At 60.9% G+C, this 15,534-nt stretch carries 9 protein-coding genes and 1 pseudogene; all 10 read left to right on the plus strand.

The window, feature by feature from the left end:
- The first annotated feature begins 394 nt into the window (after positions 1–394).
- The 10 genes and pseudogenes from ACI2KA_RS05415 (at position 395) to ACI2KA_RS05460 (ending at position 15,521) form a co-directional block, all read left to right on the plus strand.
- Positions 395–1,432 carry an ABC transporter substrate-binding protein gene (locus tag ACI2KA_RS05415; RefSeq protein WP_404499938.1) on the plus strand — a complete coding sequence of 346 codons (1,038 nt, stop codon included), beginning with the start codon at positions 395–397 and terminating at the stop codon, positions 1,430–1,432.
- Between the two features lie 98 nt (positions 1,433–1,530).
- Positions 1,531–2,388, plus strand: a complete 858-nt coding sequence (locus ACI2KA_RS05420; RefSeq protein ID WP_404499940.1) for an ABC transporter permease — start codon at positions 1,531–1,533, stop codon at positions 2,386–2,388.
- Positions 2,381–3,211: a glycine betaine/L-proline ABC transporter ATP-binding protein gene (locus ACI2KA_RS05425; protein WP_404499942.1), complete on the plus strand. Its 831-nt coding sequence runs from the start codon at positions 2,381–2,383 to the stop codon at positions 3,209–3,211. The genes ACI2KA_RS05420 and ACI2KA_RS05425 overlap by 8 nt, the downstream gene beginning before the upstream one ends.
- Positions 3,204–4,709 carry a histidine ammonia-lyase gene (gene hutH, locus ACI2KA_RS05430; RefSeq protein ID WP_404499944.1) on the plus strand — a complete coding sequence of 502 codons (1,506 nt, stop codon included), beginning with the start codon at positions 3,204–3,206 and terminating at the stop codon, positions 4,707–4,709. The genes ACI2KA_RS05425 and hutH overlap by 8 nt, the downstream gene beginning before the upstream one ends.
- 489 nt (positions 4,710–5,198) lie before the next feature.
- Complete coding sequence (locus ACI2KA_RS05435; RefSeq protein ID WP_404499945.1) at positions 5,199–6,473, plus strand: TolC family outer membrane protein; 1,275 nt, start codon at positions 5,199–5,201, stop codon at positions 6,471–6,473.
- A gap of 579 nt (positions 6,474–7,052) precedes the next feature.
- Positions 7,053–7,322, plus strand: a pseudogene (locus ACI2KA_RS05440) (BapA prefix-like domain-containing protein); the annotation flags it as partial.
- A gap of 64 nt (positions 7,323–7,386) precedes the next feature.
- Positions 7,387–10,197 carry a hypothetical protein gene (locus tag ACI2KA_RS05445; RefSeq protein WP_404500447.1) on the plus strand — a complete coding sequence of 937 codons (2,811 nt, stop codon included), beginning with the start codon at positions 7,387–7,389 and terminating at the stop codon, positions 10,195–10,197.
- The gene (locus ACI2KA_RS05450; RefSeq protein ID WP_404500427.1) at positions 10,161–12,008 is read left to right on the plus strand and encodes a BapA/Bap/LapF family large adhesin; all 1,848 of its coding nucleotides are present in this window, start codon (positions 10,161–10,163) and stop codon (positions 12,006–12,008) included. Before ACI2KA_RS05445 ends, ACI2KA_RS05450 begins: the two co-directional genes overlap by 37 nt.
- 58 nt (positions 12,009–12,066) lie before the next feature.
- A complete protein-coding gene (locus ACI2KA_RS05455; protein WP_404499947.1) occupies positions 12,067–14,319 on the plus strand; it encodes a type I secretion system permease/ATPase in 2,253 nt (750 codons plus the stop codon).
- A complete protein-coding gene (locus tag ACI2KA_RS05460) occupies positions 14,319–15,521 on the plus strand; it encodes an HlyD family efflux transporter periplasmic adaptor subunit (RefSeq protein ID WP_404499949.1) in 1,203 nt (400 codons plus the stop codon). Before ACI2KA_RS05455 ends, ACI2KA_RS05460 begins: the two co-directional genes overlap by 1 nt.
- Positions 15,522–15,534: the final 13 nt, after the last annotated feature.

Consider the following 15,534-nt stretch of genomic DNA (forward strand, 5'->3'; position numbering starts at 1 on the left):
ATTGCATCTTCCGCAGCTGGCCAAGGTGAGGATGACAATGGAATTCAGGTTGGTGTTTGCGGCAATGGGAGCAGGGTCTGTGAATGCATATTGATAATCCTCTTTCATGTCCGCTTGTCGCCCGATCATGACTCTTGCCGTCGTTATGGGGCGGTTCAAGACCAATGCTATTTTATCTAAGTTGTATAGTGAACTTGAGAGGAGTGATTGTCTTTGTGGTTCCGAATTGTGCGGCCGGCGGCACGTCTTTCATGGTGTGTCGCCATGACGACCGGTTCCGCCGCCCATGAGCAGGGTCGCTATTCTCTCGCCATGTCATCAGGAATATCCCGCGCCGGCGCCGCGTGAATCTGCGCCGACACCATGCCAACCATCAATCAAAAAGGGGAATAAAATGCCGAATGCAAAATTTAAATTCGCGCTGGCCGCCGGCGCCCTGTTCGCGGTGCTGCCGATGGGCTCGGCCCATGCCGCCAGCTATTGCGGAGAGGGAAAGACCGTTACTTTCGCCGGTATCGACTGGGAGAGCGGCGCCTTTGTTACCGAGGTCATGAAGGCCATTCTGTCGAAGGGCTATGACTGCAAGGTCGATTCCATTCCCGGCAACTCCGTGACGCTGGAACAGGCGACGGCCAATAACGACGTCCAGATTTTCGCCGAGGAATGGATCGGCCGCTCCGACGTCTGGAACAAGGCCGCTGCCGCAGGACAGGTCACGTCTGTCGGCAAGACCTTCGTCGGCGCCTCCGAGGGCTGGTTCGTGCCCGAATATCTGATCAAGGGCGATGCGGCAAAGGGCATCGAGGCAAAAGCCCCCGACCTGAAAAGCGTCGAACAGCTTTCCGATCCGAAGGTCGTCGCCCTCTTCCAGGACCCCGAAGAGCCGTCCAAGGGACGTTTCCTGAATTGCCCGTCGGGCTGGACCTGCGAGGGCGTCAATACCGCCAAGCTTCAGGCCTACAAGCTCGACCAGACTTATGTGAACTTCCGCCCCGGTACGGGCACGGCGCTGGATGCTGCGATCAGCGCCGCTTATCTGCAGGGTGAGCCGCTGCTGTTCTATTATTGGAGCCCGACTGCGATCATGGGCAAATACAAGCTCGTGCAGCTTTCCGAACCGGCCTATACCGAAGCCTGCTGGAAGGAGCTGACGAGCGCCGATGGCAAGCGTGATGCGGGTTGCGCTTTCCCGGCGGTCGAGGTTGCCTATGGCGTCAACAGTGACTTCGCCAAGGCCGCGCCGGATATCATGGACATCCTCGGCAAGGCCACTTTCCCACTTGAAGAGGTCAATGCCAGCCTCGCTTACATGGTCGACGAAAAGGCTGACGCGGTTGCCGCCGCGACACGTTTCCTGAAGACCAAGGGCGATATCTGGGGCGCATGGGTGTCGCCGGAGGCCAAGACCCGGATCGAAGCCGCGATCAAGTAGCAATCACGGAGCCGCATGCCGGATCGGCATGCGGCTTTTTCCCGTCAGAGCCGTGACCGTCGGGGACGGAAGACGGCAAGCTGCGAGGACGTCACCCGATGTTTCCTGAAACTTTTCATATTTCCATTCGCGGCCCGATCAACGACTTCGTTCAGTCGCTGGTCGTCAATTACGGCTTCGTGTTCAAGGCGATTTCGCAGACCATCCTGCAGGTTATCCTGTTCATGGAGTGGATATTGCGCGGCCTGCCGTGGTGGCTGGTGCTGCTCGCCTTCCTCGTGCTTGCATGGTTTGCCGCGCGCAAGATCTCGCTCGTCATCATGGTCGGTATCATGCTGCTGGTCGTCGGCGCTCTCGGTCTGTGGGACCTGACGATGCAGACGCTGGCGCTCATGCTCATCGCCAGCCTGATCTCCGTCATCATCGGTGTTCCGGTCGGCATCTGGCTCGCCAAGAGCCAGATCATGCGGCGCATCACGCTGCCCGTTCTCGACGTCATGCAGACGATGCCAAGCTTCGTGTACCTCATCCCGGCAATCATGCTTTTTGGTCTCGGCAAGGTGCCGGCGGTGCTGGCGACCATCATCTATGCCGTACCGCCGCTGATCCGCCTGACCGATCTCGGCATCCGTCAGGTCGATCGCGAAGTGGTGGAGGCGGCAACCGCTTTCGGTGGCAGCCCGTCGCAGATCCTGTTCGGAGTGGAGTTGCCGCTCGCCACGCCCACCATCATGGCCGGTCTGAACCAGACGATCATGATGGCTCTCTCCATGGTGGTTGTCGCCTCGATGATCGGCGCGCGTGGTCTGGGCGAACAGGTCCTGAATGGAATTCAGACGCTGGATGTCGGCAAAGGCCTTGAGGCGGGCCTGGGCATCGTCATTCTCGCCATCGTCCTCGACCGTATTACGCAGGGCTTCGGCCAATCCAGCCGGAAGGAGCGCGGCGATGACTGATATCGCAATCCGTAACGTTTCCAAGATTTTCGGCGGTAACTGGAAGGCTGCGCTCGCCATGACGCGGGACGGCGCCGACAAGGCCGAAATATTGGCCAGGACGGGATGCAGCGTCGGCCTCGACAATGTCAGCCTTGATATTGCCGGCAGCCGCATCTTCGTCATCATGGGACTGTCGGGTTCGGGAAAATCGACGCTCGTGCGCCATATCAACCGCCTGATCGAGCCGACAAGCGGTGAAATTCTGGTTGGCGGCAGCAATGTGCTCGATCTGAACGCCAAGGACCTGCGCGATTTCCGCAATCGCCGCGTCAGCATGGTGTTCCAGAATTTCGGGTTGATGCCGCACCGCAGCGTGTTGCAGAATGTCGTTTATGGCCAGCGCGTACGCGGCCTGTCCAAGGCGGAAGCGAACCCGATCGGCATGCAGTGGATCGAGACCGTCGGGCTTGCCGGTTACGAAAACAAGATGCCGCACCAGCTTTCCGGCGGCATGAAACAGCGTGTCGGCCTTGCGCGGGCGCTGGCTGCCGATACCGACGTCATCCTGATGGATGAGGCATTTTCCGCCCTCGATCCGCTGATCCGCGCGGATATGCAGGATCAGCTTCTGCAGCTGGAAAAGAACCTCTCGAAGACCATCGTCTTCATCACGCACGATCTGGATGAGGCGTTGCGCATCGGGGCGCAGATCGCAATTCTGAAGGACGGGAAACTGGTGCAGGTCGGAACGCCGGACGATATTCTCAACCGCCCCGCCAATGATTATGTCGCCCGCTTCGTGCAGCGGCGCACCGGCGCAGGGGCGGCCCATCATGATTGAGACCGTCGTTATCGATCAGGGCGCATCGTGGCGGGATGTCGCCATGGTGGCGAAAGGCGCGCGGCTCCAGCTTGCGGATGCGGCGTGGACGCGCATTGCCGACGCGCGTGCCATTGTCGAGGCGCTGGTGTCGAAAGGCGTGCGTGGCTACGGCATCAATACCGGGGTCGGCGCCCTGTGCGATGTAATCGTCGACAGGGATCGACAACAGGCCCTGTCGCGAAACATCCTGCTCAGCCATTCCTGCGGGGTGGGAGAACCGCTGGGGCGGGAGAAGACGCGGGCCGTCATGGCCGCGCAGATCATCAATTTCGCCCATGGCTTTTCCGGCATCCGGGTGGAAACCGTCGAGGCGCTGCTGATCCTTCTGAATGCGGATATTCTGCCTGTCATTCCCTCGCGCGGTTCGGTCGGATATATCACCCATGCTGCGGCGATCGGGCTGGTATTGATCGGCGAAGGTGAGGCGATGCATGGCGGCGAAAGGCTGTCCGGCCGGCAGGCGCTGGCGGCGGCTGGTCTCGCGCCGCTCGTGCCGCTTGCCAAGGAAGGATTGAGCCTCGTCAACGGAACGCCCTGCGCCACCGGACTAGCCTGTCTGGCGCTTTCGCATATGGAAAGCCTGCTGGACTGGGCGGATGCGGCCGCCGCAATGAGTTATGAAAATCTCGGAGCGCAGTCCGATCCCTTCTCGGCGGTGCCGCTTGCCCTGCGCACATCCCCGGGTCTCCGGATTGTCGGAAACAATCTTCGCGGGCTGCTTGCGGACAGTCCGTTGCTGGCGCGGGCGGCCGGGTCGCGCACGCAGGATCCGCTCAGCCTTCGCGCCGTGCCGCAAATCCACGGCGCCATTCGCGACAGCGTCGCGCAGATCGGCGAGGTGGTGAATCGTGAATTGGCAAGCGTGACCGACAATCCGGTCGTCACCGGCTCGCCGGATGTGCCGCAGGTGCATTCGCAGGCGCATGCGGTCGGTGCGGCATTGGGGCTTGCCATGGATGGCCTTGCCGTGGCGGCTGCGGAGCTGGCGAGCATTGCGGAGCGCCGCATCGACCGTCTCGTCAATCCGCTGGTCAGCGGATTGCCGGCTTTTCTGGCGGAAGGCAGCGGCGTCTGTTCCGGCTTCATGATCATTCAATATACGGCGGCGGCGCTGGCGGCGGAAAACCGGCGGCTGGCCGCGCCCGCAAGTCTGGATGGCGGCATTACGTCTGCCTTGCAGGAAGACATTCTCACCCACGCCACGCCCGCGGCCGACAAGGCGCTTTCCATCATCGCCAATCTGGAAACCATCGTTTCGATCGAGGTCCTGTGCGCGGCGCAGGCCTATGACATGCAGCCGGGAGACGCCGGCATGGCGCCCGGCACCCGTGCAATCTACCGGCGCGTCAGGGCCGCCGTTCCCTTTTACCGGGATGATCGTCCGCTCAACGCCCTGCTTGCCGTGGTGGAGAGGCTGTTGCGTACGACGGATGCGGGGATCCGGCCTGTGCCATAAGTTTGGGTGGCGCGCTGTCGCAGCAGACATGGACCGCCGTAGGACAAGGAAAATGCTTGCCTGAAACAGTGCTTTCCTGCGGGAAAACCACGCTGCAAGGGCCGGAATTCTGAGGCGCGGACAACCGGCCAGCGAATACCGCGACGCCCCGGTATTCTATCCTGCGTTGACGAATACTCACTGTACACAATTAACCCATCATTAACCATGTTGGCCTAGTTCTGCCTTTTAACGCCGGATTTGTATCGGCGTATTAAAGGCCACGATTCCCGTTTCGCGTACTGGCAAGTTGCTCATTCTTCTCGTTTGAAGGTGGAACGTTGAATGCGGTCTCATTGGCTTCCAGCCCTTCTTTGCACCATTGCCGCCAGCGCCCTTGCAACAGGGTGCGCGAATGGTTCAAACGCTCGAAAACAGCAGGCAGATGCTGCAGGCGCGACAGCGCCCGGCAGCCATGCAACCGGGACGAACGGCGTGGAATTGCCGGGTGTGACAGGGTCCATAGCCGGTCCGGTCACATCCCAGAGGCGCGAAAGGGTTGAACACAAGGGGCCGCTGTCGCTTGAGGCCGCAGTCAGAAAGACGGTTGATTGGCATCCTGCCGTCACGGAGACGATCGGTCGGCTGCGTCAGCAGACCGAGTCCGTCAACGAAGCCCGTGCCGGCTATCTGCCAAATCTCAGCTGGGGGCTGGATTCCTCGTATAATACCAATAGATCGGATCGCTACAGCCCGGACCTGAACTTCAACGTCTCACAGATGCTCTATGATTTCGGCAAGGTCGACAACCGGGTCAAGATTGCCACGGCCGGTATTGCGGGCCGGAAGTCGCAGATACTGATGGCGGTGGACGATCTTGCACGCGAGGCGGCCTATTCGGTCATCGAGATTCAGCGCAACCGTTCCCTGCGCGGTGTCGCACGTGACCAGATCAAGGATACGAAAGCCATTCTGGAACTGGTCAAATCGCGGACCGACAAGGGCGCCAGCACCCGTTCCGACCTGCTGCAGGCGGAAGCGCGCGTTCAGGCGGCCGAGGCCACATTGCTGGAAATCGAAGGACAATTGTCCCGTTGGGAAGCGGTGCTTGCGAATTTGAGCGGCATTGCCGGACGGATCGATGTATCGGATGCGATACCGGCCTGGCTGTCAAAGGCCTGCGCTGCCCGGGAGATGGACTGGTCGCGCGTGCCGGCGGTCATGCAGGCGGAGGCGGATCGTGAAGCCGCGGCTGCGCAGATCGATCTTGCCAGGGCCGAAGGGCTGCCAACCCTCTCGCTCGATGCGGGAATTGGGGTCGATGTGACGGAAATCGGCTCTTTCGATCCGGACTATAGTGTCGGGCTGAAGGTAACGGGCAGCCTCTATAATGGCGGCGCGACGAGCGCCCGGCGGAACATGGCGGTGCAGGCGCTCGGCGCCTCCCAGGCCGCGGAAGCGCGCGCGCGGGTCGATATTCTGCGAAACCTCACCGAGGCCAGCAGCCAGATTGCAAGCAAGGAAAGCCTGCGCCGCTCGCTTTCGACGCGGCAATCGACCATGAGACAGACCCGCGATCTCTACCGTACACAATATGTTGAACTCGGCACACGAAGCCTGCTCGATTTGCTCAATGCCGACCAGGAACTGCATGCCGCAAGGTTCGATATCAGCAACATCCAATATGACCTGCATAGGTTGAACATCGACTGCACCTTCAATGCCGGTCGGATGCGTGAGGCATTTTCACTGGAAGGCCAGACGGTCCAGGGCATATCCCTTTGACATGCAGCATGGGCAAGCCAGCCATCGGTAATTTATCTTTTTGATTTTTATCAATTTTATGAAACCGATGGGCGCTGCTGCCCGGATTGGAAAATGCGCGGTCGCGCTGCGTCACGATGCTGCGGCAGGCCTTTTCCGCGCCGCCTGTGAGGGTGCCGCCTTTGGCCGGGACAAAGCGCGTCACGCTAAAATAGCGCCTTATCTGCCGGTCGAAAAACCGGTTTGCACCCGGTATTTTCGAGACGGCTGCGCCATCCGCGCCGGCTTCAATTTCCCCTGATTTTTGAGGGGCCGCTTGTCGCCGGATTTCGAGCGGCGGCGATATAAAAGAACACGCTAATGCTCTCCCCGGTTGTTTTTTCCTTGCGATGTCTGTTTTTTATGCAATTATGAGGATGGGAGAGGTCCTTGAGAGGGAAATTCCCCTTTAGGCAAAAGAGCAGAGCCGGCTGATTTCGGGCTCTGTACGTCGCGGCGGTCAGCCGTTCGCAAAAATCCAGTTTCTTGAATGTTGCTTGGTGTCCCGGGCGGCAGTGAATTTCTGTCGCCGATGTTGCCGTGTTGCAGGAGGACAGTTTCATGGTTGCGATAATAACCGACAAGGCCGCCGGAAGTTCTCGGACCGTGTCGCTCGATAATTTGAACATCGACAAACCGAGTATCGTACAGATCCGCGCCGGTCGCAACGAGGTCGCCGACTTCGTGCGCGAGGGTGACGATCTCCTCCTGCGCATGCGCTCCGGCGAGACGATCCGGGTCGGAAATTTCTACCGCGAGATCGATGGCGAACACAGCCAGCTTGTGCTGGAAGACGAAGATGGCAATCTCTGGCTAGGTGAGCACAGCGACGGTCTGGCGGATTTCCGTTTTTCGCAGATAGAGGGCGTAGACCAGCTGGTCGGTGCTTCACCGCATGACGGCTCCATTCTCGGCCTTGCTGTCTTGGGCCTTCTGGCCGGCGGTGCCGCCGTGGCGCTTGGCGGCTCTTCCCGTGATGATGCTGACGCCGACGCGGATGCAGATGCTGATGCGGATGCTGACGCCGACGCAGATGCCGATGCGGATGCAGATGCTGACGCGGATGCTGATGCCGACGCAGATGCTGACGCAGACGCAGACGCGGATGCTGACGCTGATGCAGATGCAGATGCTGATGCTGATGCTGACGCGGATGCCGATGCGGATGCAGATGCTGACGCGGATGCAGATGCTGATGCCGATGCGGATGCGGATGCGGATGCTGACGCCGACGCAGATGCGGACGCAGACGCTGATGCAGATGCAGATGCCGACGCGGATGCTGACGCCGATGCGGACGCAGACGCAGACGCAGACGCAGACGCTGATGCAGATGCAGACGCGGATGCAGATGCCGACGCCGATGCTGATGCTGACGCGGATGCAGATGCTGATGCCGACGCAGATGCGGATGCGGATGCTGACGCAGATGCGGATGCCGACGCAGATGCGGATGCGGATGCTGACGCGGATGCAGATGCTGACGCAGATGCAGATGCCGACGCTGATGCGGATGCTGATGCTGATGCTGACGCGGATGCAGATGCTGATGCTGATGCTGATGCGGATGCAGATGCCGACGCTGATGCAGATGCAGACGCAGACGCGGATGCAGATGCCGACGCTGATGCTGATGCTGATGCAGATGCTGACGCTGATGCGGATGCAGATGCAGATGCAGATGCAGACGCGGATGCAGATGCCGACGCTGATGCGGATGCAGATGCTGACGCAGATGCGGATGCTGACGCTGATGCAGATGCAGATGCAGATGCTGATGCGGATGCAGACGCGGATGCTGACGCAGATGCCGACGCTGATGCGGATGCAGATGCTGACGCCGACGCAGATGCAGATGCGGACGCAGACGCTGATGCAGATGCAGATGCAGATGCCGACGCGGATGCTGACGCCGATGCGGACGCAGACGCAGACGCTGATGCAGATGCAGATGCAGATGCAGATGCAGATGCTGACGCTGATGCAGATGCAGATGCGGATGCGGATGCGGATGCTGACGCAGATGCGGATGCCGACGCAGATGCGGATGCGGATGCTGACGCGGATGCAGATGCTGACGCCGATGCGGATGCTGACGCAGATGCAGATGCAGATGCAGATGCTGACGCAGATGCTGATGCAGATGCCGACGCTGATGCGGATGCTGACGCGGATGCAGATGCTGATGCGGATGCAGATGCGGATGCAGATGCCGACGCTGATGCTGATGCCGATGCGGATGCTGATGCAGATGCAGATGCGGATGCAGATGCCGACGCTGATGCTGACGCCGATGCGGATGCTGACGCAGACGCGGATGCAGATGCAGATGCTGACGCTGATGCGGATGCTGATGCAGATGCAGACGCAGACGCGGATGCAGATGCCGACGCTGATGCTGATGCTGATGCAGATGCTGACGCAGATGCTGATGCCGATGCTGATGCCGATGCGGATGCAGATGCTGACGCCGACGCGGATGCAGATGCTGACGCTGATGCGGATGCAGATGCTGACGCCGATGCGGACGCAGACGCTGATGCAGATGCAGATGCAGATGCTGACGCTGATGCAGATGCGGATGCGGATGCGGATGCTGACGCAGATGCGGATGCCGACGCAGATGCGGATGCGGATGCTGACGCGGATGCAGATGCCGACGCAGATGCTGACGCCGATGCGGATGCTGACGCAGATGCAGATGCAGATGCAGATGCTGACGCAGATGCTGATGCAGATGCCGACGCTGATGCGGATGCTGACGCGGATGCAGATGCTGATGCGGATGCAGATGCCGACGCTGATGCTGATGCTGATGCCGATGCGGATGCTGATGCAGATGCGGATGCAGATGCCGACGCTGATGCTGACGCCGATGCGGATGCTGACGCAGACGCGGATGCAGATGCAGATGCTGACGCTGATGCGGATGCTGATGCAGATGCAGACGCAGACGCGGATGCAGATGCCGACGCTGATGCTGATGCTGATGCTGATGCTGATGCAGATGCTGACGCAGATGCTGATGCCGATGCGGATGCAGATGCTGACGCCGACGCGGATGCAGATGCTGACGCTGATGCGGATGCAGATGCAGACGCGGATGCAGATGCCGACGCTGATGCAGATGCTGACGCTGATGCGGATGCTGACGCAGACGCGGATGCTGACGCTGATGCAGATGCAGATGCTGATGCGGATGCAGACGCGGATGCTGACGCAGATGCGGATGCTGACGCTGATGCGGATGCAGATGCCGACGCAGACGCGGATGCCGACGCAGATGCGGATGCTGACGCAGATGCCGACGCGGATGCAGATGCTGACGCGGATGCTGACGCCGACGCAGATGCTGATGCGGATGCTGACGCTGATGCGGATGCAGATGCTGACGCGGATGCTGACGCAGACGCTGATGCTGATGCGGATGCTGATGCCGATGCCGATGCAGATGCGGATGCGGATGCCGACGCAGACGCAGATGCCGATGCGGATGCCGACGCTGATGCGGATGCAGATGCCGACGCAGATGCGGATGCTGACGCTGATGCGGATGCAGATGCTGACGCAGACGCTGATGCAGATGCAGATGCAGATGCAGATGCTGACGCCGATGCGGATGCTGATGCTGATGCTGATGCAGACGCCGATCTCGAGCCCACGGATGATGTGGTCTCGGCTCAGGTCAATATTCTTCCCACCGTGACCGAAGATGTGCCGCTTGGCGCGGATACCTATCTGGCCGTGGTCAGTCTTGCCGGCCTCGATCTGCAGCTATTTGCGGATACGATCGAGTTTGATGTCGAGACCGGTCACAAGCAGGATCTGGGATTTAATTTCAGTGCAATTCTGGGAGCCGGGGTTCTCGGCGACTACAGTCTTGTCGTGCAGAAATGGGATGCGGCGACCCAGCAATGGACCAGTATCGATGGTCAGAGCAACGCGACGATCCTGTCTCTGTCGCTCTTTGGCGGCACCAGCGGGACCGTTCAGGGGCTTGAGGCTGGAGAATACCGCGCCTTCATGGGGTTCACCGGCCTGCTTGGCGTCGGGGTCGGCGGCACATTGACCCTGAGCGGCACCGATTATGATTTCACCGAAGTGGGCGGATATGAAGCCGTCGAGGTGAGCGGCAACGTCATCGACAATGATGTCGTGCCGGCGGGCACGACGGTTCAGAGTGTGGATGGCCAGACGGTCGAGCCCGGCGGAACAACCATCCAGGGCGACTTCGGCGAGCTGGTGATCTTCGCTGACGGTTCCTATACCTACACGCCTTTCGAGAATGGCGCGGGTATCGGCCAGGTCGATCGGTTCGAGTATACGGTGGTGGATACCGCCGGCAATACGGGGACCGCAACGCTTTACGTCCAGATCGGCAGCGACAATGTGGCCATGACCTGGAGCGATACCGATCCGGGCCTTCCCGCGACATTCGAATTCGCCGCGACGGGAGACAGTGCGAGCGCGTCCGTCGTCTGGGACAATGTCACCAATAATGAATTCTTCAATGCCAGCGGCTCCACCCTGCTTTCGGGCGGTCTCGGCCAGACGAGCACCTATACCAGCAATAGTTTCGTCATTACCGACAGCATGGAGGTCTCCGGCAGCGTCAGCGTATCGGTGCTGCTTGCGGCCCTGTCCAATGGCGTCCTTTATCTCGAAAGGGAGACGACACCTGGCAGCTGGCAGGTGGTGGCGAGCGATTCCTTCAATATTCTCCTTGGCGGTCTCGGTGTCGTGGCGTCGCTCGACCTCTCCGCCATTGATTTTACTGCGGGGACCTATCGCATACGATCGACATTGAGCGGCACGCTCGTCAATGTCTCGGCCACCATCACGACGAATGTCGACGTCACCTATACCGACCAGTATGAGGTTGGAAGCGTGGCCGGCGACAGCGGCAACCTGCTCGCCAATGACGACGTGGGATCCACCTTCACGGCGTTCCAGATATTTGACGGCACGAGTTTCGTGAAGGTGACCGGCGCCATGACGATCCAGGGCGCATATGGAACGCTGACTGTCGATGCAGACGGCAATTACAGCTATGTGCCGGATTCAACATTGGCGCATTTCACCGACCCGCAGACGGATACTTTCACTTATCAGCTGGTGCATCCGTCCGGCGCGGTGGAACAATCGTCCCTGGTCGTGACGGTCGATCCATCCGGCGCCGGCGTGCCGGACCAGGCGATGATGTTCGTCGCCGATGACATCGCCGGGCTTGACAGCATCGATGTCGCGGCGGGCGACGATCAGCCGAACTCGGATCCGGACGGGAATGACGACCTGTCCAGCCTGATAGAGGAGGATACCGAAGCGCTGACCGTTTCCCTCGAGGGTCTCGCCGTGCTCTCCGATCCGGACGACGCCGATGCGGATCTGACCGCCGCCGAGGACCAGGACCGTGTGGATACGACAGGCCTGCCAGAACCGGTGGAATTGCCGGTCGACCCGTTGGGTCATCTCGCGATAGAGGATGAATGGAACTCCAACCCTTCGCATGTAGTCTGAACGATTGAAGGACGGCATGTGGGCATCAATGCCCTCATGCCGTCGCAGAGGAATATCCATGCCCCTTTCCGACATGACGACGGAACTTTGGCCTGATGCACCTGTCACCAGCCTCGATATAACGGGCTGGAGCGAGGCCCTTCAATATGTGGCGCGTCATTATGGCGTGCCTTTTTCGCCCGGCGGGGCGCAGCAGCTTGCCGATGCCCTGCAGGCCGCCGCTGCCGAGGACTGCCTTGTCCGCATGGCGGACAAGCTGGGGCTGCAGATCAAGCGCGCCTCTCCCTCGCCGCGCCTGCTCACCAGCTGGCGATTGCCGGTAATCCTGCAGCTTGCCGATGGCGCGGTGGGTGTCGTCACCGCGCTTGCCGCCAATCGGGACGCTTCGGTCGTTTTGAGCGGTGAGGGCGGATGCGCCACGACGCTGCCGTTGGACAGGCTGTTGTCGCAAACCGATTTCGTCATCGTGGCGCGGCCCCGGCGCGGGGCTGTCGACGAGCGCGTCGACAGCTACATCGCCCCCTATCGGGAGCACTGGTTCCGCGCCATTGCATTGCGTGACATCGGCTCCTACGGTCATGTCATGCTGGCCTCGCTGGTCGCGAATGTCCTGGCGCTTGCCGGCGTGATGTTCTCCATGCAGGTCTATGACCGGGTGGTGCCGGCAAAGTCCTTCAACACGCTCTATGTGCTTTTCATCGGCGTGCTTCTTGCCGCTTTCTTCGATTTTGTCATGCGACGCCTGCGCACGCGCATCATCGACATCGTCGGCAAGCGGACCGACATGCGCATATCCGATCTCGTCTTCGGTCATGCACTGCGGGTGAAGAACCAGGAGCGGCCGACATCCACCGGCACTTTCATCGCCCAGCTGCGCGATCTGGAGCAGGTGCGCGAGCTTCTGACATCCACGACGGTGGCCGCGGTCGCCGATCTGCCGTTCTTCGTTCTGTTTCTCTTCATTTTCTGGATGATCGGCGGACCGCTGGTGATCATTCCGGTGGTTGCCCTGTTGCTGCTGATCCTGCCGGGCCTCCTCGCGCAGCGCAGGCTGCGGGCGGCAGCCAGCGAAGCGATGCGCGAATCCTCCCTGCGCAACGCCATGCTGGTGGAGGCGGTGCAGGGAATAGAGGATATCAAGACCCTGCAGGCCGAAGATCATTTCCAGCAGCGCTGGAACCACTACAATGCTGTCTCGGCCGACGGCCAGCTTCGCCTGCGCGCCATCACCAACGGCCTTGCGGCGTGGAGCCACACCGTCCAGACCGGGACTTTCGCTGCCGTCGTTTTTGTCGGCGCGCCGATCGTGATGGAAGGTGACATGACGACGGGTTCGCTCGTTGCCTGCTCCATCCTTGGTTCGCGCATGATGGCGCCCATGGCGCAGCTGACGCAGATCCTCGGCCGGTTCCAGCAGGCGCGGGTCGGACTTAAAAGCATCGATGCCATATTGCGCATGCCTTCCGACCACCCGGAAAGCGAAACGCGGGTCAGCGCGGCGACCCTGCGCGGCGCCTACAGGATCAAGGGCGCCGCCTTTCATTATGGCAACGCGGCGGGAAAACCGGCGCTCGCGATCGGCGACCTCGCCGTTGGCGCCGGGGAAAAAGTTGCCATATTGGGCAAGAACGGCGCGGGGAAATCCACCTTGCTTCTGGCAATGGCCGGCATGGTGGAGCCCGCCGCCGGCGAAGTCCTGCTTGACGACCTCGCATTGTCCCAGATCGACCCTGCCGATGTCCGCCGCAATGTCGGCCTGCTGACGCAGGATACGCGGCTCTTCCATGGGACGATCCGCGAGAATGTCACCCTCGGCGCGCTGCATGCCCCGGAACAGCTGTTGCTCGAGGCGCTGGCGATGACGGGCGCGGACGATTTCGTGCGCAAGCTTCCACGCGGTCTCGACCATCCGATTCTCGAAGGCGGCAGGGGACTGTCCGGCGGGCAGAAGCAGGCTTTGCTGCTGGCGCGCCTTCTCATCCGCGATCCGTCCGTCATACTTCTGGACGAGCCAACCGCTGCGATGGACGAGGCCACCGAGCGCCAGTTCATAGCGCGTTTCCAGTCCTGGAGCGCGGAGCGGACGGTCGTCGTCGCCACGCATCGCATGCGTGTTCTGGAACTGGTTCAGCGCATCGTCGTGGTCGAAAGCGGACAGGTGGTGCTCGACGGCAGCAAGGAAGAGGTCCTCAACACGCTGCGCGGTGTCAATAAAGTCGTGCCGCCAAATGGCATTCGCGGCAAGGCGCCGCAAAGGAAACCCGCCGCCGCGGTGGCAGGCTTTCCATTCAAGACGACGGAGGAGGTCTGATGGCGGCAATCGGTGACCGCGATTTCTCCGGTCGGGGAGGATGGGCCTTCGGCGACGACGACGGACGAAATCTGACCCGTTCGGCGCGTGTGGTGCAACTTTTTGTCGCCCTGCTGGTGGCTCTTTTGGTCTGGGCCTATTTCGCTACCCTCGATGAGGTTTCCACCGGCGACGGCCGGGTGGTTCCGACCCGCCGCGAACAGGTCATCCAGTCGCTGGAAGGCGGCATTGTCGCCACGCTCCATGTCCGCGAGGACCAGGTCGTCGAGCCGGGACAGATTCTCGCGCAGCTCGATCCCACGAGGAGCGAATCCGATGTCGAGGAGAGCGCGGCCAAATATCGCGCCGCGCTTGCGGCTTCCGCGCGGCTCGAAGCCGAAGTCAAGGGGACACCCCTCGCCTTCTCGCCGACGCTCGACCTTTATCCCGTGCTCATCGCAGCCGAGACCGAGCTTTATACGGCACGGCGGCGTGCACTCGAGGAATCCCTGCACTGGGTGGAGGAATCGCTTGCGCTCGTTCGCAGTGAACTGAAGCTGAACGAGGAGCTCAGGGCCGTTGGCGCGGCGAGCAATGTCGAAGTCATCCGCCTGCGCAGGCAGATGGTGGAGCTGGAACTCAAGAAGGTCGAAATTCGATCCGAATATATCGTGCGGGCCAGGGAGGAACTGACGAAGGTGAATGCCGAGGTGAATTCGCTGTCGCCCGTGGTTACCGGCCGGGCGGACAGTCTTGCCCGGCTCACTCATCGCTCGCCGGTGCGCGGCATCGTCAAGAATATCGAGGTCTCCACGATTGGCGGGGTCGTGCCGCCGAACGGCAAGCTGATGGATATTATTCCGCTTGGCGAGGAGCTGCTGATCGAGGCGCGCATATCGCCGCGCGACATCGCCTATATCCATCCGGGACAGCGTGCGAGCGTGAAGATCAGCGCTTACGACTATGCGGTTTACGGCAGCCTGGACGGCCAGGTGACGACCATTTCGCCCGACACGATCCAGGACGAGGTCGACCGGGAAATCTATTATTATCGCGTCTTCATCAAGACGGAGAAGGACGCTCTGGTCAATGCCGCCGGCCGGGAATTTCCGATCGTGCCGGGCATGGTGGCGACGGTCGATATCCACACCGGTGAAAAGACCGTGCTGGAATATCTCATCAAACCCTTCAACAAGGCCCGGGAGGCACTGCGTGAACGTTGAGGCGGGAGCGACT

This window comes from Agrobacterium sp. NPDC089420 (assembly GCF_044900305.1).
In the GTDB taxonomy this organism is placed as follows: Bacteria; Pseudomonadota; Alphaproteobacteria; order Rhizobiales; family Rhizobiaceae; genus Agrobacterium.